General features: G+C 68.6%; 18 protein-coding genes and 1 pseudogene. 12 read left to right on the top strand and 7 right to left on the bottom strand.

The window, feature by feature from the left end:
* Nucleotides 1–174 precede the first annotated feature (174 nt).
* The 3 genes from ABD907_RS07045 to ABD907_RS07035 are packed head-to-tail and all read left to right on the top strand — an operon-like array spanning nucleotide 175 to nucleotide 2878.
* Nucleotides 175–1149: a thymidylate synthase gene (locus tag ABD907_RS07045; RefSeq protein WP_345215537.1), complete on the top strand. Its 975-nt coding sequence runs from the start codon at nucleotides 175–177 to the stop codon at nucleotides 1147–1149.
* A 33-nt stretch (nucleotides 1150–1182) separates the two neighbouring features.
* Nucleotides 1183–1962, top strand: coding sequence for a hypothetical protein (locus tag ABD907_RS07040; RefSeq protein WP_345215536.1), 780 nt, complete (start codon nucleotides 1183–1185; stop codon nucleotides 1960–1962).
* The gene (locus tag ABD907_RS07035) at nucleotides 1922–2878 is read left to right on the top strand and encodes an alpha-glutamyl/putrescinyl thymine pyrophosphorylase clade 3 protein (protein ID WP_345215535.1); all 957 of its coding nucleotides are present in this window, start codon (nucleotides 1922–1924) and stop codon (nucleotides 2876–2878) included. Before ABD907_RS07040 ends, ABD907_RS07035 begins: the two co-directional genes overlap by 41 nt.
* Nucleotides 2879–2890: 12 nt before the next feature.
* Here the strand turns inward: ABD907_RS07035 and ABD907_RS07030 are convergent, their stop codons facing one another.
* The 5 genes from ABD907_RS07030 to ABD907_RS07010 all read right to left on the bottom strand — a co-directional run bounded on the left by ABD907_RS07030 (nucleotide 2891) and on the right by ABD907_RS07010 (nucleotide 7923).
* Nucleotides 2891–3880, bottom strand: a complete 990-nt coding sequence (locus ABD907_RS07030) for an ImmA/IrrE family metallo-endopeptidase (protein ID WP_345215534.1) — start codon at nucleotides 3878–3880, stop codon at nucleotides 2891–2893.
* Nucleotides 3881–3992: 112 nt separating this feature from the next.
* Nucleotides 3993–4313: a hypothetical protein gene (locus tag ABD907_RS07025; RefSeq protein ID WP_345215533.1), complete on the bottom strand. Its 321-nt coding sequence runs from the start codon at nucleotides 4311–4313 to the stop codon at nucleotides 3993–3995.
* 571 nt (nucleotides 4314–4884) lie between these two features.
* Complete coding sequence (locus ABD907_RS07020) at nucleotides 4885–6195, bottom strand: ig-like domain-containing protein (RefSeq protein WP_345215532.1); 1311 nt, start codon at nucleotides 6193–6195, stop codon at nucleotides 4885–4887.
* Between the two features lie 127 nt (nucleotides 6196–6322).
* On the bottom strand, nucleotides 6323–6961 hold the full coding sequence (locus ABD907_RS07015; RefSeq protein WP_345215531.1) for a maleylpyruvate isomerase N-terminal domain-containing protein: 639 nt from the start codon (nucleotides 6959–6961) through the stop codon (nucleotides 6323–6325).
* 83 nt (nucleotides 6962–7044) lie between these two features.
* Nucleotides 7045–7923 carry a sigma-70 family RNA polymerase sigma factor gene (locus ABD907_RS07010; protein ID WP_345215530.1) on the bottom strand — a complete coding sequence of 293 codons (879 nt, stop codon included), beginning with the start codon at nucleotides 7921–7923 and terminating at the stop codon, nucleotides 7045–7047.
* A gap of 137 nt (nucleotides 7924–8060) precedes the next feature.
* Between ABD907_RS07010 and ABD907_RS07005 the strand changes: the two genes are divergently transcribed.
* Both ABD907_RS07005 and ABD907_RS07000 read left to right on the top strand, forming a co-directional pair.
* Nucleotides 8061–8879 (top strand): SDR family oxidoreductase, encoded by an 819-nt coding sequence (locus tag ABD907_RS07005; RefSeq protein ID WP_345215529.1) that lies wholly within the window; start codon nucleotides 8061–8063, stop codon nucleotides 8877–8879.
* Between the two features lie 32 nt (nucleotides 8880–8911).
* Nucleotides 8912–9664: an SAM-dependent methyltransferase gene (locus ABD907_RS07000; protein ID WP_345215528.1), complete on the top strand. Its 753-nt coding sequence runs from the start codon at nucleotides 8912–8914 to the stop codon at nucleotides 9662–9664.
* 101 nt (nucleotides 9665–9765) lie between these two features.
* Here ABD907_RS07000 and ABD907_RS06995 read toward each other — a convergent pair whose 3' ends face one another.
* Entirely contained in the window at nucleotides 9766–10938 is a 1173-nt protein-coding gene (locus ABD907_RS06995; RefSeq protein WP_345215527.1) for a winged helix DNA-binding domain-containing protein, read from the bottom strand.
* A gap of 90 nt (nucleotides 10939–11028) precedes the next feature.
* Between ABD907_RS06995 and ABD907_RS06990 the strand changes: the two genes are divergently transcribed.
* The 5 genes and pseudogenes from ABD907_RS06990 to ABD907_RS21235 all read left to right on the top strand — a co-directional run bounded on the left by ABD907_RS06990 (nucleotide 11029) and on the right by ABD907_RS21235 (nucleotide 14641).
* Nucleotides 11029–11874, top strand: a complete 846-nt coding sequence (locus tag ABD907_RS06990; RefSeq protein ID WP_345215526.1) for an SMP-30/gluconolactonase/LRE family protein — start codon at nucleotides 11029–11031, stop codon at nucleotides 11872–11874.
* A 300-nt stretch (nucleotides 11875–12174) separates the two neighbouring features.
* Entirely contained in the window at nucleotides 12175–12360 is a 186-nt protein-coding gene (locus ABD907_RS06985) for a hypothetical protein (protein WP_345215525.1), read from the top strand.
* Nucleotides 12361–12386: 26 nt separating this feature from the next.
* Nucleotides 12387–12704, top strand: a complete 318-nt coding sequence (locus ABD907_RS06980; RefSeq protein WP_345215524.1) for a hypothetical protein — start codon at nucleotides 12387–12389, stop codon at nucleotides 12702–12704.
* A gap of 70 nt (nucleotides 12705–12774) precedes the next feature.
* Nucleotides 12775–14207: pseudogene (locus tag ABD907_RS06975) on the top strand (type IV secretory system conjugative DNA transfer family protein); the annotation flags it as partial.
* The gene (locus tag ABD907_RS21235) at nucleotides 14204–14641 is read left to right on the top strand and encodes a DUF4913 domain-containing protein (RefSeq protein ID WP_486334058.1); all 438 of its coding nucleotides are present in this window, start codon (nucleotides 14204–14206) and stop codon (nucleotides 14639–14641) included. The pseudogene ABD907_RS06975 and the gene ABD907_RS21235, both read left to right, overlap by 4 nt.
* Before the next feature lie 300 nt (nucleotides 14642–14941).
* Here the strand turns inward: ABD907_RS21235 and ABD907_RS06970 are convergent, their stop codons facing one another.
* Nucleotides 14942–15970 (bottom strand): LacI family DNA-binding transcriptional regulator, encoded by a 1029-nt coding sequence (locus ABD907_RS06970; protein WP_345215570.1) that lies wholly within the window; start codon nucleotides 15968–15970, stop codon nucleotides 14942–14944.
* Nucleotides 15971–16154: 184 nt separating this feature from the next.
* Between ABD907_RS06970 and ABD907_RS06965 the strand changes: the two genes are divergently transcribed.
* Entirely contained in the window at nucleotides 16155–17798 is a 1644-nt protein-coding gene (locus ABD907_RS06965) for a glycoside hydrolase family 43 protein (protein WP_345215522.1), read from the top strand.
* On the top strand, nucleotides 17795–20140 hold the full coding sequence (locus ABD907_RS06960; RefSeq protein ID WP_345215521.1) for a glycosyl hydrolase family 95 catalytic domain-containing protein: 2346 nt from the start codon (nucleotides 17795–17797) through the stop codon (nucleotides 20138–20140). Before ABD907_RS06965 ends, ABD907_RS06960 begins: the two co-directional genes overlap by 4 nt.
* Nucleotides 20141–20142 lie beyond the last annotated feature (2 nt).

The following is a 20142-nucleotide window of genomic DNA, read 5'->3' as shown; positions in this document are numbered from 1 at the left end:
TGTCCGGCCAGAGATCCAGATCTTCTTGCCCCGACAGCTGCGCAGGCGCACGATCGCCAATCGCAGTGCAAGTATCCGTCGCTAGAAGCCGGTGGGACATGCCCGGATGCCATAGGGCGGAAGCCGATCGGTACCCCATTTGGCTGCGGAGTAGATGGATGCACCGGAGAATAGGTGACGTCTATCAACTCACGCCACGGGGTCCGCATGGTTCTATCTCTTGTCGAAGACACGCTCGACGATCTACTGCGTTCGACGTACCAGGCGATCCACTGCGACGGCCGGTCGATCTCTCCAACCCGAGGTCCCGCGCGGGAGGTCGTCGGTGCTAGCCTCGAACTGACAAATCCTCGGGCGCGGCTGAGCCGGACGGAGACCCGGCGACGCGAGGTATCGACGATCGCAGAATTGTGCTGGTACCTCAGCGGGACTAATGCGGCTGCGCCGATCGTCTTCTATCTGCAGCAGTATGCCGACGACATGGAGGCGGACGGCACGATCCACGGCGGGTACGGTCCTCGCCTTTTCGGTACCGCTGGCGAAGCACAGTTACACGTTGTCATCGACTCACTGAAGGCCAATCCAGCCTCCCGACGCGCGGTCGTGCAGATATTCGACCATACGGACCTCGGACCCGAGCGATATAAGGACGTTCCGTGCACGTGCACGCTGCAATTTCTCCTGCGCGACGGCGAACTTCACCTCGTTGTGAACATGCGGTCCAACGACGCATACCTCGGACTGCCTCACGATGTTTTCGCGTTCACAATGCTCCAAGAACTTGTGGCACGTTCACTTGATGTCGACATCGGCCGCTACATTCACACAGTGGGCAGTCTGCATCTCTATGATCGGGACCATGACGATGTGACGACCTACCTCGGCGAGGGTTGGCAGAGCACGGCCAACCCGATGCCTCCGATGCCAATAGGTGACCCCTGGAACCACGTCAAGCAGCTCCTCGCGGCCGAAGCCCAGATTCGAAGCCTGACGCCGTTCGAGGCGATCGACTTGCCGGCAGATGCATACTGGGCGGACCTCGCCAGGGTGCTTGCTGCATGGGTCGCCCGGAAAATACAACAGCGACCGGAAAGTGCCACCGCAATCAGAGGGTCGATTACCCTCGACTCGTTCCGAGATTTCATTTAGGTGGCCAACCTTTACAGCGCAATGGCGCGTCTCGTGAACGAGCTTGATTCCGCATACGATTCAGAGGTAGTGCGATGGGCTTGCCCGGTTCCGTTCTTCGGCCGAATCACCGAGGCGACCGTCGCAACTGTCGGCATAAATCCGAGCAATCGTGAGTTCGTCGGACCGGACGGCGCAGAACTTGACGGCCAGTGCCGGCGCTTGCCAACTCTCGGCTCGCTCGCCCTGGAGGATTGGTCAAAGGCCGATGGCGGAGACATCCGGGCGCTCACGCACGCGTGTCTGGACTACTTTGATCGCAACCCATACCGTCATTGGTTCGATGTGCTCGAACGGATGCTTAAGGTTGGCGGATTCTCCTATTACACTGGACGTCGTTCGGCTCACCTTGACCTCGTCGCTTACGCCACGGGTACCAAGTGGGGCGCCCTACCTCCCAGCCTTAGAAGCCGGCTCATCGCCCGCGGGCGCAACACGTTGGCTGAGATTATCCGAGACTCACCCGTCGAGGTTCTCGTCTTGAACGGCCGGTCCGTCGTAAACGAGTTCGTCGTCTCCTCGCAGGTCGATCTGTCAGCGACGCCAGTGCCGGGATGGACACTGCCTCGAGCAGCTGGCCCAGGGGTCGGTGGCGTTAGGTACTCCGGGACGCTCACCTCGTTGGGAGGGATTGAGTTCGACCGGCCAGTTCGTGTCGTCGGGTTCAACCACAACCTTCAGAGCAGTTTTGGCGTGACAAAGTCCGTGGTTCGGCAGATAGCGAAGGAAGTGGGTGAGTCTGTTGCCCAGACGCATGATGGTGCCACCCGCTGACCGGGACGAAGCAAACCGTCTCCGAGACATCCTCATCGGCCTGAAGGAGTCACACGATCTACTCCCGGGGCTTGCGGGCGAGGTTCCTATCGAAGTCCTCGTCGGCCAACTGATCGAGAGTCAGCGCCGCGCCCGATACATCCAGCGGTTACGGAGCATGCAACTCGGCCCTGCCGCGCTGAACGGCACGGGTAGTAATTTCGACCCGCTAAAGGCGGCGATCCTCAAACAGCGTGGCGGTGACCACGACGAAGCATGCTGGCTCGTCTTGCTGTCTACGCACTTTGGGCGGAATCGACGTACTGGGTGGCAACTCGCCGGCGACTTCTACGGCCGTCTAGGTCACGGCGATCTCTGGGACTGGCCGTCGACAAGTGCGGATGTCGTCGAGGTGCGGGCCTGGTTGGAAGCGAACCGCAGCGCACTCCGAGCGCGAGGTGGCGGCTTCGGGAACCACCGCAAGTACGAGAGTCTTAACGCATGGGAACGGACCGGCACCGGTCAGGTTCTGGCGACCTACGTGGCGTGGGTCGGCGACGGTACACACGCCGAACGGTTCGCTGAGATCGCGCCAGACGCCCTGTCGCCGCGCGAGCGCTTTGCGAGCCTCTATCGCTCACTCGATTCTGTCTCCCGCTTTGGGCGGACAGCACGGTTCGACTTTCTCAGCACGCTCGGCAAGATCGGGCTCGTGGAGCTGGAGGCTGATTCCGCACATCTCTCCGGCGCCACTGGACCGTTGGCAGGTAGTCGGCTCCTCCTCGATGGGAGCAGACGCAGTAGAAGCAGAGTTCGCGACCTCGAGGCAAGGCTGTCGCCGGTGCAGCAGGCACTCGACGTGTCGTTCGACGTTCTCGAAGATGCGCTTTGCAACTGGCAGAAGAGCCCACAGGACTTCATGCCGTTCCGAGGCTGACTAGTCAGGCCGTCAAGGGATGTCGGCGCTTACCAACCGGCTTCCGTTCCACGCATAGCGTCGCTTCAGCCGGTTCAGATGGCTATGCGGAAGAACGTCTGCGTGCTGCAACTGTCCGACCAGGACCCCGGGCGCGAGATCAAGGGCCACGGCCTCGCGAATGACGTCGCGGTGGCTCCATCGATTCGGGCCAGACTTACGAAACTGACGACCATCGGATCCAAGGAGGTACTCGGTGGAGAAGTCGTTCGCCTCCTGCTCAAACATATCGTCGTCCTCTGCCTCGAAGATGTCTATGAATCCTTGCTCTAGCGCGTGGTTTACGACGTGGCCTGCCTCATGGAAGAAAGTGAACCAGAAGTGATCGTCGGTCAGGTGGCGCGCACTGAGCTGGATCAGAGGCCGCTCGTTGTATGTGCGCGAGGCTCCGCTTGCAGTGCAGCCTGATGGCGCGCGCACGACGACGATGTGTACTCCGTGCTCGGCACCAAAGCTGACCAGCTGTGGGATGAACTTCTCAGGATCTCGTTGTCGCGTTAGGTGGCGAACAGCGTGCAATCCACGGGCAAAACCCTGCTGATCAAATTTGGGAATCTCTCCCCGTGTGTCGACCACGCGCTCCGCCGCCCGGAACCACACAGTGGTCGCCGGGAACTCCAGGACGTAGGACGGTGATGTCCTATAGCGGGTCGAGGCGACCTGGTGGTCGTACTGTGCCACCCACGTCTCGACATCGCCGACGTCGAAGAACTCGAGACTGACGGAGATTCGCTCTTGCCATGTCCTCGGTTTCTCAACCCAGCCAAATGAGGCCATCTGCGTGATTGGCAGCTCCTGTGACCACCGATCCGCCTCCACACGCGCGCGGTCCTCGATGTACTGAGCTTCCCTCGTCAGCCAGAAGGTCGCCGACGCTCCAACTACCTCGGCGAGCCGACGCGCAAGACCCACCGTGATGGAAAGGTCTCCGGCCAAGAGTCTCTGAACCTCGGTGTCTTGCAAGCCGACTTGCTTTGCGAACTCCGATGGCGAGACATCGCGCTCTGAGAGCGCCGACGCGATTGTTGCGCCAGGCGCCGACGCCCAACGAGGTTCCAATCCTGTGCCGACCACCTCAGTCGCTCGCAATCTCACACAGGCGCACGCGACGCGTGCGCGTCCAGTCGACGCGCCCGCCTTCCTCTCGAGGGGGACTGGCATGGTTCACCAACCAAATTGTGTCGACGGTGTCGGTGAGGGTGATCGTCAATGTCGCGTCGCCGGCTCCGCTCGTTCGCGGATTCCCCACGATCAGGTCGCTGATGCGCTCAGCTGCGCGCAGATCGGCGAGCCGCTGCTGCAGGGCCTCAGCAGCGGGTGAGCCGAGCTCCTTGACTGCCACAGCACCGTCCTCGCAAACTTCTCGCAGCCACTTCGTCTCGAAAGCGATGATCATCCAGTATCCCAGGTTGTCGCTTGAGGATAACCACCATGAGCGCACGTTGCGGGCTTCAGCGTGCGGACACGCCGGTTGGGCCCAGTGACCTTGATCCTGAGCGTTCACTGACCCATCGGCGCGGGCTACAGCACTGGCTCCGTGTGGCCGCACGGAGCGGGGGTGATCGCACCAAGTGGGACTTGGCCTACGGGTGCCCTCGAATAACCGCCGAGCTGCGCGGCAAGGGCGAACGGGTCAACCTCAACATGTTGCACTGGTGATGCATGAGCAGGCCATTGCGGGCCTGGCGCTGCGGCGCACACGGGTGCGCACACCCCGGTCGCCGACCCGGCCGACCGGCCGACACGGTCGTGGCGGCTGGCCGGGCGTAACTTCACCGCGGCCGCGCCGAACCAGCGTTACATTATTGAAGTCGCATACTTGCCGCTGACACGGCGAGTTCCTCTACCTGAGGATCGTGATCCATGGTGCTCCCCGCTACCTGACGGGCTGGTCGAACACCTTGTGGGTTAGTCGATAGCGGAACGGGCAGACCGTCAACATCGACTTGGCTCGGGAGTCGTACCCGTCAGGCCAAGGGCGTAGCGGGCCCGATCGTCTCCCGGCGACAGCTCAGCACCTCGTCCCCGTGCACGACGCACGACTCCAGGACGGTCTCTGCCCGGACCGTCCCCTTCCACGTCTGGGTGGTGCACCGGTCCCGTGAGGTGCCACCGTCCTCGACCGACGCGATCGGCTGGTCGGCCGACGGGTCGCGGAGAGTTGCCCGCACCACGCTGCCGTCGTCGGTGTCGGTGCCGACGTTCTTGCACGCAGTGAGGCTGACCCGGTTCCCGCGGTCGATCGCCACCTGGCTCCACCCGGAGAGCCCGTCCTCGCCGGCGAGGACCGAGGCGTGCGCGTCGAGGGATAGCGTCCGGAGCTGCAGGTCCATGACGACGGGCAGGTGGTCTGAGGCGGCCGGGTCGAGCAGGGAGACGTGACCGTAACGGATGTCGAAGGATGGTGAGGCGTAGACGAAGTCGATGCGCCGGTCGGGGTGCTCGCCGCCCGGTCTGCCGTGGGACCGCGCGACCGTGACGCCGTCGCTGCTGTCGTGGCCCCTGGTCCAGGTGTCCACGAGCCCGGCGTCGGCGATCCAGGACCGGATGAGACTGTTGGCCATCGCCCCTTCCGGCGCGTCGCTGGGCCGGATGTTGAGGTCGCCCGCGAGGATCATCGGCTCGCCGACCGGCTGGACGTGCTCGAGGATCGTGCGGACCTGGTCCTTCTGGTCTGCCACGTGCTGCTCGGTCGCCGGCGCGCTGAGGTGTGCGACGAACACCCGGACGTCGCCGACGCCCGGGACCTTGACGGTGACTCCCAGAAGGCCGCGGCGCGGGCGACCGTCGGGGTGTGCGTGCTCCGTCGGCAGCGTGACATGCTTGGGGGCCCGAGGGTCGTCCGGGTCGAGGTAGATGGGAAATCGCGACAGCACCATGTTCCCGCAGGAGAACGACTGTGGCGGAGCGTGGCTGCCACAACCCGGTGAGTCGTCCGTGCCCGAGCCCTCTGGGGTGAACTCCTCGGAGGTGTCGTAGAACGTGTACCGGTAGCCGTCGTCGGCGAGCAGCGCGGCAAGGCGCTTTGGCTGGTGCCCGTGGCCGCCAGGGAAGTCCTCGTCGTCGTGGACTTCGTTGAGGGTCACGACGTCGGGACTCTCGCTGCGGATGACGGCGGCGATCCGCTCGAGGTCGGCGACGTCGTCACCGCCCTGCGGTGCGCCGTAGTGCACGTTCCAGGTCATCACGCGCAGCGTGCCGCCGTGTGACCGCGAGGGCGTGGCCCCGGCAGTGTCGGCGACCGGACCCAGCATGAGTGCGACGCCGAGCGTCAGCACCAGTGGTACGAGTCTGCGAGACCGTCGTTCTCGGCCCATGACGTTCGACCCCCTCGGGTATGTACCCCGGGCTCCGGCAGCATACTGCGGGGGCGCAACCGTCGCCCTCGGGGTCCCGGCCGTCGCGCTAGACGCCGTAGTCGTCCCGAACCGTGGAGTCCCACCGCCAGTCCTGCCCCCGTGTCTCCGGCGTGCGGTGCGAGGCGACGAGCAGGTCCTGCCACGGGTCCTCGCTGCGGCGCGCAGCGGGGAACAGGCGGTTGAGAACCCGTTCGGCGATCCCGCCGTCGACCGAGAAATCGAGGCCCTGGGCGGTCATGACGTCCCAGCCGTGGAGGGACCCTTCGACGATGCCCATCGCGGCGAAGCCGGAGGCGTCGGAGACGCCGTTCGGGTGCCAGCCGCGCCGCTCCGGCGGCGCCGTGGCGGTCACCGCCACCAGCAGTCCGCCGAGGGCGTCGACGCACTCGGCGATCACCCGGCTCCCGCCGTCGGGCTCCGGCCAGAACATCATCGGCAGGCTGCCCTCGCGGCGTGGCGGCCCCTCGTCCAGGCGCAGGTATCCCTCCGCAGGCGGACGGGAGCCGGAGAGCTGCAGCGCGTAGCCGCCGAAGTCGTCGAGGAGGTGGGCCGCCGTGTCGCGGCAGTCCCACTCGAGGCCGTTGGCGGGCTTGCCCCAGGCGCCGTCGGGAAGGTCGGCGAAGGCCTCGACGAGGGCGTCGACGACGGCGCGGAGGTCGGCTGAGGACGGAACGGGTGCGGTCATGGCTCATGAACCTACGGCCACTGCTGCTCCTCGCACGAGGTGATTGATCGACCTCGGTCCCGCTCACAGGTAGTGCTCGACTTTCACGAGAGGTCCCCGAGGTCGATCGACGCAAGACGCTCCGGATCGGACAGCGCGTCGATCGCGACGATCTTCCCCTCGACGACGGTGAACCCCATGACCGAGACCGCCTTCCCCTTGGCGACGACGAGCGCGCCGGCGGTGCCGTTGACCAGGACGGGCCGGACGAACGGTGCCAGCTCCCGGTAGGTGGCGGCGCTCGCGGCGACGTCCCGGGCGCCCGCGAGGACGGTCGATCGGCCGCCCGCGCCCTCGGCCCGCAGGAGCACGTCCGGGTGGAGGACGCCGACGAGCGCGTCGAAGTCGCCGTCGCGCGCCGCGGCGAAGAACGCGTCGACCACCTCGCGCTGACGGGCGAGATCCGGGTCCGGGGCGGGGGCGGCACCGCGGACCCGGCGTCGCGCCCGGCTCGCCAGCTGGCGGGCGGCGTCGGGCGTCCGGTCGATCATCGCCGCGATGTCCGCGAACGGCATGCCGAACGTGTCGTGCAGCACGAAGGCGAGCCGCTCGGCCGGGCTCAGCTGCTCGAGGACCACCAGCATCGCCAGCCCGACCGAGTCGGCCAGCAGCGCCTCGTGCTCGGGGTCGGTGCCGCTCTCGGGCGTGACCACCGGGTCCGGGACGTGGACGTCGAGCGGCTCCTCCCGGCGGGTGTCGCGGGCGCGCAGCATGTTCAGGGACACCCGCGCCACCACGGTGGTCAGCCAGGCGGCCAGGTTCTCGACGGCGCTCGTGTCCGTGCGGCTGACCCGCAACCACGCATCCTGCACCGCGTCGTCGGCCTCGCTCAGCGAGCCGAGCATCCGGTAGGCCACCGCCCGCAGCCGCGGTCGGTGCTCCTCGAAGCGCTCCTGCCACCACTCCCGCTCGTCGTCGTACATGTCCGTCACATTCCTCTTCTGCCAGGTGTCAGGTCAGTGAAGGCACCGAGAGCCCTCGGCGGATCCACAACCCGTCGACCCGCGAGCAGGGCTCGATGTGACCGGGAGCGACGCTCCCGGCCAGAACGGAGGAAACCATGTCCGCACCCATCCTCGTCACCGGCGGCACCGGCACCCTCGGCCGCCACATCCTGGCACTGCTGAGCGACTCCGGGCAGGACGTTCGCGTCCTGACCCGCAACCCGCGGCCCGACTCGCCCGGCGTCCAGTACCTCACCGGTGACCTCGATACCGGTGAAGGGATCTCGGCGGCCGTCGCCGGCGTGCAGACGATCCTGCACCTCGCCGGCAGCAACAAGGGCGACGCGCAGAAGACCCGCACCCTCGTCGAGGCGGCAACGCGCGCCGGCTCGCCCCACCTGGTGTACATCTCCGTGGTCGGCGCCGACCGCGTCCCCGTCGAGAGCGCGGTGGACCGGGCGGCGTTCGGCTACATCGCGGAGAAGCGGGCCGCGGAGCAGGTCATCGCCGGGTCCGGGCTGCCGTGGACCACATTGCGTGCCACCCAGTTCCACGACCTGATCCTGACCCTCGTGACGGCGCTGTCGAAGATGCCGATCGTGCCGGCGTTCCGTGGCTACCAGATCCAGCCCATCGAGACGGCCGAGGTGGCGGCCCGGCTGGTCGAGCTGGTTCGTGGCGAGCCGGCCGGTTTCGTGCCCGACATGGGCGGGCCGCGCGTCTACGAGATGCGCGAGCTGGTCCGCAGCTACCTCGAGGCCGCCGGACGACGGCGGCCCGTCCTGGCGATCCGTCAGCCCGGCGGCGCCGCGCGTGCCTTGCGCGAGGGTGCCGGCACGGCGCCGGAGCGGGCCGTCGGCAGGCGGACCTGGGAGGACTTCCTCGCCGAGCGGGTCGGGGTGGTGGACGGGCGGCCGGCGCCGCAATTCGGGTGACCGCCGCCGTCGCGCCGTGCCAGCCTCGGCCGGTGACCCACGGTGCTTTCGATCGACCCGACCGCTACCCGCGCTCGTCCAGGTACGACCCGGCCTGGGTGATGGACCTCGACATGGGGCCGCACCCGCTGTGGCAGCTGGAGGACCTGCTCGAAGGGGCCGGGCTGGCACCGGGCAGCCGGGTCCTCGACCTCGGTGCCGGCCGGGGTGCGACGTCGGTCTACCTCGCCCGCGAGCACGCGGCCGACGTGGTGAGCCTCGACCTGTGGGTCGGCGTGGACGAGCGACGCGCCGTGCTGTCGGAGGCCGGGGTGGAGGATCTCGTGACGACGATCGCCGGAGACGTCCGGACGATGGAGCTGGGGACGGCCGAGTACGACGCCGTCATCTCGGTCGACGCATTCGAGTACTTCGGGACGGACGTGCGACTCCTGCCGAAGCTGGTCGCCGCGCTGCGGCCGGGCGGACTGCTCGCCATGTCGACGCCGGCGCTGCGGCCCGACCCCTACGAGGCCGGGATCCCGCGCCACGTGCGCGACGTCGTCGGCTGGGAGGCGGCGGCCTGGCACGCGCCGGATTGGTGGCGGCGGCACTGGGAACTGTCCGGTCTGCTCACCCCGGTCGAGGCCCGGTGGCAGGAGGGCGGCCGGGACGACTGGCTGACCTGGTCCCGCGCCTGCCGGGACCGACGAGGCGCCACCGGCACCGACCCCGTCGTCGAGATGCTCGAGGCGGACGCCGAGGAACGGCTCGGCTTCGCCCTGGTTACCGGCCGGAAGGCCTGACAGGCCACCGGTGCCACAGGCCGGTCAGGCCGCCGGCGGCGGCCCTTCGGCGACCTCCTGCTCCGAGCGCTGGATGCAGAACGCTCGCTGCGGCGCTGCCATCACGTCCCCGGGTGAAGCATCTCGAACCGGCCGCGCGCATCGAGGTCGGTGAAGGTCAGCAGCCGGTGCGCCTCTGCCTCGATGTCCTCCTCGTCGCCCGCGGTCAGGCGCCGGAACGGCCGGACGGCGACCGTGACGTCGCGCTTCTTGCGCGTGGTCTCCCAGGTGGCGGCCACCGTCCCGTCGACCAGGACGGTGGCGGCGACGCCGGCGCCGACGCAGACCTGCGCGCGGACCTCGTCGGTCATGACCCGCGTGCGGTCGTCGTAGGCCAGCAGCGTCGCGTCGAACGCGGGAAGGAGCCGGACCGGCGCTGGGGTGTCCTTGTCCGGCAGCTCACCGTCCGGCAGGTCGGTGTCCGGCAGGTCGAACAGTTCCCGGCCGGCGTCGTCGGAGAACACCCGGAGCTCCGGGCGGAGCAGCTCGAAGATCTCGCGCAGCCCTCCGATGCCCGACCACACCCGTGCGTCGGAGACCGTCGCCGGACCGAACGCCGCGAGGTACCGGCGCACGAGCACGGCGAGGTCGCCCGCCGTCGTCGCGGTCGCGAAACCGGCGGTGCCAGGGGTGGCACGGGGAGGCGCGGCCGTGTGGTTGGGCAGGACGAACGGCGTCGCGCCCCGCGTGCGCCACGTGCCGCTCGGCGCCGGGTGCACCACGGGCAGCAGGTACTGGACGCTCCAGCCGAGCGCCGTCGGATCGGCTCCGGGACGGCTCGCCGCCAGCCGGCGACCCAGCTCGGGACGAGTCAGCGCCGGGCCGTCGGCGAGGAGCGCGCGGGCCTCGACGACGAGCGCGTCGAGATCGATGCCGGCGGTCCGCCGTCCGAAGGCGTTGCGCTGGACGCGCCGCAGCAGCTCCGACAGGGCCGGCCGCACGAGGCGGAAGTCCTCGGCCGTCATCAGATGCTGCGTCGCCCGCATGAGCGTCGATCGGACGAGCGCGCCGTCCTCGATCGCACGGCTGAGGTCGGGGATCGTGAACCCCTCGAGCCGGCTCCACAGCGCGAGGTACGGCAGGTCCGGCTCCTGCGCGTTGAGGCCCAGGAGACGCTCGACAGCATCCTCGACGGGCATTGCCGCACGTCGCAGCAGCAGCTGACGCTCGAGCATGGCCCGGCCGAGCGTCCGCCGGTCGAGGTCCGGTCCGTGTCGGGCCGCGCGCGATCGCATGGCTGCAGGCTAGGGCGCGACGCGGACACGTCCTGTCCGCGATCCCGGCAGCCGACCGGCCCGGTGCCGCTCCCGTGCTAAGAATTCAGCATGGATTCCTTTCTCGCCGCCGACGCAGAGGTCGAGCGACTCTTCACGGGAGCCGTGTGGACCGAGGGCCCCGTGTGGATCCCCGCGACGTCCCGGGTCCGCTTCAGCGACATCCCCAACGACCGGGTGCTCGAGTACGACGCCCGCTCCGGCCGCACCGAGGTGCAGGCGCAGCCGGCCGGCTACCAGAACGGGCGCACGCTGGACGCCGCGGAGCGAGTGGTGCAGTGCTCGCACGGTCACCGCAGCGTCGAGCGGGACGCCGGCGGCGAGGTCGAGACGCTCGTCGACCGGTGGGCCGAGGGCCGGTTCAATTCGCCCAACGACGTCGTCGTCGCGCGGGACGGCGCTATCTGGTTCACCGACCCGCCGTACGGCATCGACCCCAGCGGGCGCGAAGGCCATCCGGGCGAGCTCGAGTACGGCGCCTGCTACGTCTTCCGGTACGACGAGCGCAGCGGCACCGTCGGCGCCGTGGTGACGGACATGGACCGGCCCAACGGCCTGGCCTTCTCCCCCGACGAGCGCACGCTGTACGTCGCCAACACCGGCGAGGACACCTACGTCAACGCCTACGACATCGTCGACGGCGCCTGCGTGAACGGACGCGAGATCGTCCGGGCGCCGGTCGGTGCGGTCGACGGCCTGCGTGTCGACCGGGCTGGGAGGTTGTGGTGCTCGGCCGCCGACGGCGTGCACGTCTTCGACGGCGACGGCGGCCACCTCGAGCACATCCGCGTCCCCGAGGTCGTGTCGAACGTCTGCTTCGGCGGTGAGCGCGGTGACTGGCTCTACATGACCGCGACGTCCAGCCTGTACCGCGTGCGGCTCGCCCAGCCGGTCTGACGCTTCATTCTGCGAGGCCTCACTCCGAACCTCCGCCTCGGCCTCGGCCCCGGCCCCGGCCCGGGCCTCGGAGCCGGAGCCGGAGCCGGAGACCTACCGACCGCCGCGGCGCGAAGTTCTCGGCCTCGTCCAGCCACGGCGCGGCGTTTCGCGAACGGGCCTCGGTTCCTGCGCGACGTCGCGCTCGATCGGGCGACATGACCCGTTACCAACGGATCACCTAGGACCTCGAGGCGTCGTTGATCGCGCTCACCGGGAGCGGCCGCCTAGGAGAGACGTTCTCCCGGCACCTCGAACCCGATGCAGCTCGCCGCGCCGGTGGTCTACAACCTGTCCGCGATCGAGGAGACCGACCACGATCTGCGGGCCGCGGCGCTGCTGGCGTGCTGGTCGAACGGCTTCGGTGCCGTGAACATCGCGCACGTGCTCGCCGACGCGGGGCTCGAACCTCGCCGGAACTACTTCGTCGTCAAGGACGAGTTCTGACATGCCCTGCGGGTCTGCACGGCATCGTGGACCTGGCCGACGGGCTGAGCCGGCTGAACCGCAACGAGGGCGTCGGGAACGCCACCGTCTCGCACAGCATGGGTGACCTGAACGCGCTGCCGACGGTCGAGGACCGCGAGAAGGCGGCCGGCCTCGTCGAGCGTGCCGGCATGGTCGTCCTCGGTGCGTTGCCGTCGCGCGAGATCCCGCTGCTGAACACCGCGGTGCAGCTCTCCCGCGCTGAGCAGGAGCTCTTGCAGCAGTGGCACGACCCGCCCTCGTGGGACACCAAGCGTGGCCGCCACTCGGAGCCGCCGCCCGGGCCGGGGGAAGTTCCTCACTAAAGTGGGTGGCCGGCCCGGGATCCCCGTCTCGGTTAGCTGACGCAGGCCGAGCTGGCGGCCGATGTGCACATCGCGCAAGCAGGCGGCCGCGACGGCCGAGCGGCTCGGCGTGCAGGGCGTCTCCCCGGGTGTGCCGATCGGTCCCACGGTCAAACGGTGGCCGGCAGCTGTACGGCTCGTGGGAGGACATGGACCTCGACGTGTGGGGCCCACGGACGGGGAAGACGACCTCGCGGGCGATCCCGGCGATCCTTGAGGCCCCCGGCGCGGTGCTGATCACTTCGAACAAGCGTGACGTCGTCGACGTCACCCGCGGACCGCGCCAGGCCGCGGCCGGGCGGGTGTGGGTCTTCGACCCTCAGGGCATCTGCGCCGAGCTGGCCACGTGGTGGTGGGACCCGCTGAGCTACGTCACCGATGAGGTCAAGGCACAAAAGCTCGCGGAGCACTTCGCCGCCGGCTCCCGAGATCCCGGCGCCCGCACCGATGCCTACTTCGACCCAGCCGGCCAGGACCTTCTTGGAGGGATGCTGCTGGCTGCTGCGCTGGATCGGCGCCCGATCACCCAGGTCTACACCTGGCTGACCCGCCCGACCGATGAGGAAGCGGTCGACATCCTGCGTGAGCACGGCTACGACCTGACCGCCGACCAAGTCGCCGGGGTCGTGCTCGCGCCGGATAGGCAGCGCGGGGGCGTGTTCGGCACCGCGCAGCAGATGGCGTCCTGCCTGACCAACCGGCAGATCGCCCGCTGGGTCACCCACGAGGGGCCGGCAGAGGCCCGGCCGCAGCTCGACCCGGTCGAGCTGGTCCGCGACGGCGGCACCCTGTACAGCCTGTCCAAGGAAGGCCGGGGCACCGCCGGCCCGCTGGTGACCGCACTGACCGTGGCGGTGGTCGAGGCAGCTGAGGAGCTCGCCGTGCAGTCCCCGGGCGGGCGGCTCGCCACACCGCTGCTCGGTGTGCTCGACGAAGCGGCCAACGTCTGCCGCTGGCGCGAGCTCCCCAACCTGTACAGCCACTACGGCTCGCGCGGCATCGTCCTGATGACGATTCTGCAGTCCTGGTCCCAGGGCGTAGACGTCTGGGGCGAGTCCGGCATGAAGAAGCTGTGGTCCGCCGCCAACATCAAGTGCTACGGCGGCGGGGTCAGCGAAGCCGCCTTCCTCGAGGACCTCTCCCGCATGGTCGGTGAGTACGACCGCGAATCCTCCTCGCTGTCCGTGGGGCGCGGGCACCGCACCGTCTCGCGTCAGCTCCAGCGCGAACGGATCCTCGACGTCGCCGACCTCGCCGCCATGCCCAAAGGCCGCGCCCTCGTCCTCGCATCGGGCTCGCGGCCGGCGCTGATCCGTACCCAGCCATGGATGAACGGCCCCGCACGCCGACGCCGTGCGCGCCTCCATCACCGCGCACGACCCCCAAGGCGAACGCACCATCCACGAAGCCGAAACCGAAGCCCTGACCGTCTCCGCGACGCTTGCGCAGGAGCCGGCGCCATGACCGACACCGCCAACTCGCCGCCCGGTCGGGATGACTGGGGAGACGAACCAGCCGACGACAGCGCGGCCGACACCGCGGACGAGGACGCGCCGCAGCTGTACTACGGCTCAGTCGATGAGTTCGTGCGCGAATACCTGCGCTGCCAATACCGTCGCCGCATCGACGGGCAGCGCCGGGTCTGGTCGGCCCAGTGGTGGAAGTACGGCGAGGCCATCAGCCGCCTCGACGCCCTCTGGCACGCCTGGGAACACCACCGCCTCGACCCAGCCACCGGCGCCAGCATCTGGTGGCGAGACCACGCCGACCACCACATGCCAGCCCTCATGGACCCCGACGGCACCTTCCACGGCGTCAAAGACACCAACAACCGCTACGAGCCACTCCCGTACGCAGCGCCACCTGAAGGGCTCTTCCCCGACGAACAAGAGCGATGACGTCCCTACCTCCTCAACCCGGGCCTCTGCCCGCTGAGGAGAGTCTTCACGTGCTCCACGCCGCGGCTTCGGGGTGCCAGGTGGCGTCGTCACTGCCGGGGAAGGGTGCGGGCGTGAGCAGAGTGACCGCGAGGTCGCTCGCATCTGCGAAGGTCAGGTCTCGGGCGTGGCTGGATGCGGCGGCAGACTTGGTAAAGGTCGGGGCCCAGTGGGCCGGCGGGGTGAAGTTGTCGCGCTGGGGGAACTGTCTCTTGGTTCGCTCGCTCGCGATGGCGGTGTGGAGCGGTTGGAGGCGGATGGTCAGTGCGTCGACGTGAGGATCGCTGTGCTCGAACGGTAGACGAGCGCCGCGTCGCAACGGATCTCCTGGGCGGTGACGGTGCCCTCGAGCAGGTTCAGGCCCGCCCTGGCCATTGTGTCGGCAGGCTGGCGAACGGAAGTCAGTGGTGGTTGAGCCAGCGCCGCCTCGGGTGTGTCATCGAAACCGACGATCGATACGTCGTCGGGGATCCGAAATCCGAGATCGGCCGCGGCCTGGTAACCACCCAGTGCCATCCTGTCGGAGGCGAACACCACGGCACTGGGCGGGTCCGGCAGCGCCAACAACTCGGCCATGGCCCGCTTCCCGCCCTCGACCTGGAACCCGCCGCCGCGGACAAGGGCGGGATCCAGGGGGGATCCGGCGGCGGCCATGGCGGCGACGTAACCGTCGAGACGTTCCTGGGAAGGTAGAGCTCCTGGCTTGCCGTGAACTACGCCGATCCGGCTATGACCGAGCTCTAGGAGGTGGGTGGTCGCGTCACGCTCGGCCTTGACGTTACGTAACCTCACGGAGCGAACACCGGGCACCGGTATGCGGTAGGGGTCCACGACGACGCACGGGAGGCCGTGGCGAGCCAGGAAGTCGACCTGCGGCTCGGTGAAGCTCACCAGAAGGCCGAGCACCCCACGTGAGCCTCGGGCGGCGACCTGATTCAGCCACTGGCGCGAGGGAGTCGACGACGGCTTACGCTGGGACAGCGCCGTCACCACAATGCTGAATCCTCGCTCGCGCGCTTGCCGCTCGACCGCCGTCAGCAGAGCCGCTGCCCACGCCGTGTTCAGCTCGTGCGTGACGACGTCGATGAGCACTGACCCGGCGGGCGCCACCTCGATCAAAGACGTGTGCCGTGGATAACCCAAACGGTCCAGCGCCATCGTGACACGGTCACGGGTGCTCGCTGCCACGTCGGCGCGTCCCCGCAGGACCTTGGAGACGGTTGGTACGGATACCCCGGCCGCCCTTGCGACGACGGCGAGGGTGGGTGCGTTGCTTGAACGGCTCGTCACTCGCTTCACCTCGCATCATTGCGGACCACCGACGTGCCCGTAAGGAGCGCGACATCGTCGGGAAACGCCCCCGGAAAGTTTCGATGCTTGCTCGGTCGGCCCTCGCGCCGGGATCGTAACGGCATACGGCAAGCGCATTCCAGTCCTAGAGCTGATGATCGGTCTATAGGAGGTTTCTCTTCGCGTGCTCGAGATTGTCAACCCGGTCATCCGTGGGTTCGCGACCGATCCGTCGATCATCAGAGTCGACGACTGGTACTACGTGGCGACGAGCTCGTTCCAGTGGTTCCCCACGATCCCCCTGCACCGCTCCGCCGACCTCGCGGCCTGGGAGCACGTGGGGAGCGTGACGACAGCGGCGCCCGGTGGTTCGCTGGCCGGGCTCCCGGACAGCGGCGGGGTATGGGCGCCGTCGCTCAGTCACGACGGTGACCGGTTCTGGGTGACCTACGCGATCGTCAGGTCAGTCGCCGCCGCCTACTTCGACCTCACGGTCTACGCCACCTGGGCGCGAGAGATCGGCGGTCCGTGGAGCGAGCCGATCGCCCTGCCAAGTCATGGCTTCGACCCGTCACTCTTCCATCACGAGGGGCGTCACTACCTACTGAATCTGCAGAACGACTCGCGACCCGAAGGGCGGCGATTCGACGGGATCGTGGCAACCGAGGTCGAGTTGGACGAGCACAGCGCTCGACCTGTCGGGACCACCCGACTTCTCCTCCAGCGCGACAACCTCCTGGAAGGTCCTAAGCTCTACCACCACACCGGCCGGTTCTACCTCGTCGCGGCCGAGGGCGGCACGGGCTGGGAGCACGGTGCGCTCGTCGCGCGCGGCGAGAATCTCTTCGGACCATACGAGGTTGACCACCGCCCGTTCGTCACCACGCGTGACGCGCCGGATGCCCCGCTGCAGAAGACGGGGCACGTCGAACTCGTCGAGGCACAGAGCGGCGCGTGGTTCGCGACGATGCTCGCGTCGCGACCCGTCGACTCCCCCCACGGGCCCCGTTGCCCCCTCGGGCGCGAGACGGTCATACAACCCATCACGTGGGTTGACGGATGGCCGCGACTCCGCTCCGGAGGACATCACCCCGAGGTGCAGATCGCCGTCGACGGCGAGCATCGGGCTGCGGCCCCCGCACCGGACGCCGTCGTGCAGGGTTTAGGCACGTCGTGGCCGTGGTCGACCCTTCGATCGCCCCCAGGAGACTGGGCGGACACAACGACGCGTCCGGGATGGCTGCGGCTGGTCGGCCAGCACGGGCCCGAATCCCACTGGGCGGTTTCGCTCGTCGCCCAACGGCTCGCCGAGCACAAGGCCCAGGTAGAAGTCACCATCGATGCCGAACCGACCACGTTCACGCAATCCGCGGGACTCGTCCTCATGTACGACGCGACGGCATACCTCACGCTGCACGTGACCTGGGCAGAGCCGATCGGCGAAGCGCAGCACGGGCAGCAGTGGTCGGGACGCGGCGGCCGGCGCGTGGTCGCGCTCGTCCAACGCGACTCGACGGGACGGCGAACGGTCGCAACGCACGACCTGGCACCCGCGGGAGCAGTGCAACTGGCCGCGACCATCGAGCCAACGAAGGTCACCTTCGACGTCGACGGCGTCAGCCTGGGCGACGAGCTCGACATCACGGAACTCTCCGACGACGCCGGCAGGTTGCGGTTCACCGGGACAATGGTCGGCGTCAGCGCGCACGATACGGTCGACCGCGCCTGGACGGCCGACTTCACCGCTTGGACGCTCCGGACCACCGCCCTCCAGGCCTGGGACCAGAATCGGACGCCGACGCCGGCCGTCATCGAAGCGATGGCATGAACCTGCCGAGCACGCACGGACGCTCGCGCTTCATCAGCCGCGAGTCGGCACCGACTTGGGAGCACGGTGTCGTCGTCGGGACCGGGCGCTCCGGCGCCCTGTTGCACGGCCACTCCGGTCAGCACCACGTGGTACTGACCCACGAGGAATTCTTCCCCTGGTTGAACCCCGCACCGGTGGCGCCGTTCCTCGCCGGGATCCTGCCAGGGGTGCGGCGCGAGGTCCTGGCGGGCCGATCTGCCCGGGCCGCCGAACTGGTCGAGACGCAACTGGCAGCGGACAACTACCCGCAGGGCGTGATGACGAACCCGTTCCTGCCGATCGCCTCGGTGGCAATCGAAGGCGATGCGGGCCACGCCACGCCCGGAAGCTATCGCCGACTGGTCGACATGGCCGCCGCCGCGATCGAGATCTCCTGGACGGACGAGGCGAACGGGGCCCAGCGGATCACACTGCGCGCCGACCGGATCCGCAACACCTTCCGGATCGAGGTGCACTCCGAGCGTCCCCGCAACGTCCGGGTCACTGTGGACCGGGTGCGCGAGAGCGGTCAACAAGGTGGAGGGCTGCGTGCCACCGATTACACCCAAAGGCTCGAGTCCCGAGTGTTCCGACCACGTGAGCGCACACTCGTTCTGAAGCTCTCGGCGCCGAACGGTGCGGGACCCACAGGGATCAGTACCGTCGAGGCTCTGAGCGTGACCGGTACGGTCGGCACGGTCGGGGAAGCCGGGCTCGTCGTCACACGGACGAGCGCATCGGATCCTTTGGTGCTCGAGCTGGCGACGTCGGTCGCGGACCTCCCGACCAGCCACGGTGGTCCGGACACGGATGCGGTAGGGATAAGCCACCGGGAACTCTTCGGCCGTTCGAGCCTTGACCTCGCGGCAGCGGCGTTCCGTGAGGTCCCGACGGAGAAGGTCCATGAACTCGCGCGGTCGGGGGACGAGGGCGCCCAGCGGGCGGCGGTCGAGCTCGCCTACGCAGCGGGACGCTACAACATCGTCTCGTCGACGGGCGTCATCCCCGCGAATCTAGTCGGTGTCTGGCAGGGCACTCTCGCGCCAGCGTGGTCCGGCGATTACACCTTGAACGGCAACGTGCCGGTCGGGACGGCCGCGGCCCTCGTGGCGACCGGCACGCCCGAGCTGGCGCTTGCGGTGCCGCGCCTGCTCGACCGGATCCTTCCCGACTTCGCCTCGAACGCTGAGCGCCTGTTCGGCGCCGCCGGCATCCACGTCCCCGCAAGGGTCAGCACGAACGGGCACGCGAACCACTTCTCTCCGGCGTATCCGCACCAGTACTGGATCGGTGGCGGGGCCTGGCTGCTGCGGATCGCCTACGACTCCTTCAGCTCCACGGGCGACACCGCGTTCCTCGAGTCGTGGCTGTGGCCCTTCGCCCACGGCGTCATGGCCTTCTACGAGACGGCGCTGCCGGTCCTCGACGGCGTCCGCCACGTCGTACCGAGCTATTCACCGGAGAACTCGCCCCGGGGGTTGACGACACCGCTCGCCGTCGACGCGACGAGCGAGGTTGCCGCGGTACGAGACGCAGCCACCATCGCGGCACGCCTCGCGACAGCTCGCGGCGAGGGTGACCTTGCCGCACGGTGGGTCGGCCTGAGGGCCTCGCTGCCGGCCTACCGGGTGGCGGATGACGGCACCCTGGCCGAGTGGATCGACCCCCGGGCGGGCGAGCAGCACGCGCACCGCCACGTGTCCCACCTGCACCCGTTCCTCTACGAAGGAGACGAGGCTGTCGGCGACCCGCGCCTTCGTGCGGCGGCGCGCGCGCTCGTGCGCACCCGTGTGGCGTGGCGCGCGGAAGCGCCGTGGGCGCCCCCCGGGCACATGGAGATGGCGTTCGGCCTCGCCCAGCTTGGCATTGCGGCCGCCACCCTCGGCGAGTCCGAGCTAGCGCTGCAGTGCGTGCACTGGCTGGCGATCGACCACTGGCAGCCGGGCATGGTCTCCACCCACGACGCGGGCGAGATCTTCAACATGGACGCGAGCGGTGCCCTTCCTGCAGTGGTCGCCGCGATGCTACTGCGCTCGTCGCCGTCCGAGCTGGAGTTGCTGCCGGCTCTGCCGACGGCGTGGCGGCGAGGCTCGATCAGAGGGCTGTGCGGCCGCGGCGGCGTCGTCGTGCACGAGCTGGTCTGGGATGGCGACGTCGCGTCCGCGGTCGTGAGCCTGCGCCCGGGCAGCGAGGCCACGAGGGACGGCGCCATCCGCGTAGGGGCCGGTTCCGGGTTCGTCGTGCAACGTCAGGACGGTGTGGCCGACGACGAAGCCGGAAGCCTCTCGGTCACTGCCCGTCGGATTCTGCTTCACCGATGATG

It is taken from the genome of Georgenia halophila, from assembly GCF_039541595.1.
Note: the sequence above shows the minus strand (reverse complement) of the source record. Positions and strands in the feature narration are given on the sequence as shown.

Coding starts and splice junctions, on each gene's coding strand:
- ABD907_RS07015 (WP_345215531.1), bottom strand. CDS start 6,961: ATGACCGCACCCGTTCCGTCCTCAGCCGACCTCCGCGCCGTCGTCGAC.
- ABD907_RS07005 (WP_345215529.1), top strand. CDS start 8,061: ATGTCCGCACCCATCCTCGTCACCGGCGGCACCGGCACCCTCGGCCGC.
- ABD907_RS21235 (WP_486334058.1), top strand. CDS start 14,204: ATGACCGACACCGCCAACTCGCCGCCCGGTCGGGATGACTGGGGAGAC.
- ABD907_RS06995 (WP_345215527.1), bottom strand. CDS start 10,938: ATGCGATCGCGCGCGGCCCGACACGGACCGGACCTCGACCGGCGGACG.
- ABD907_RS07010 (WP_345215530.1), bottom strand. CDS start 7,923: ATGTACGACGACGAGCGGGAGTGGTGGCAGGAGCGCTTCGAGGAGCAC.
- ABD907_RS06960 (WP_345215521.1), top strand. CDS start 17,795: ATGAACCTGCCGAGCACGCACGGACGCTCGCGCTTCATCAGCCGCGAG.
- ABD907_RS06990 (WP_345215526.1), top strand. CDS start 11,029: ATGGATTCCTTTCTCGCCGCCGACGCAGAGGTCGAGCGACTCTTCACG.
- ABD907_RS07025 (WP_345215533.1), bottom strand. CDS start 4,313: ATGATCATCGCTTTCGAGACGAAGTGGCTGCGAGAAGTTTGCGAGGAC.
- ABD907_RS06985 (WP_345215525.1), top strand. CDS start 12,175: ATGCAGCTCGCCGCGCCGGTGGTCTACAACCTGTCCGCGATCGAGGAG.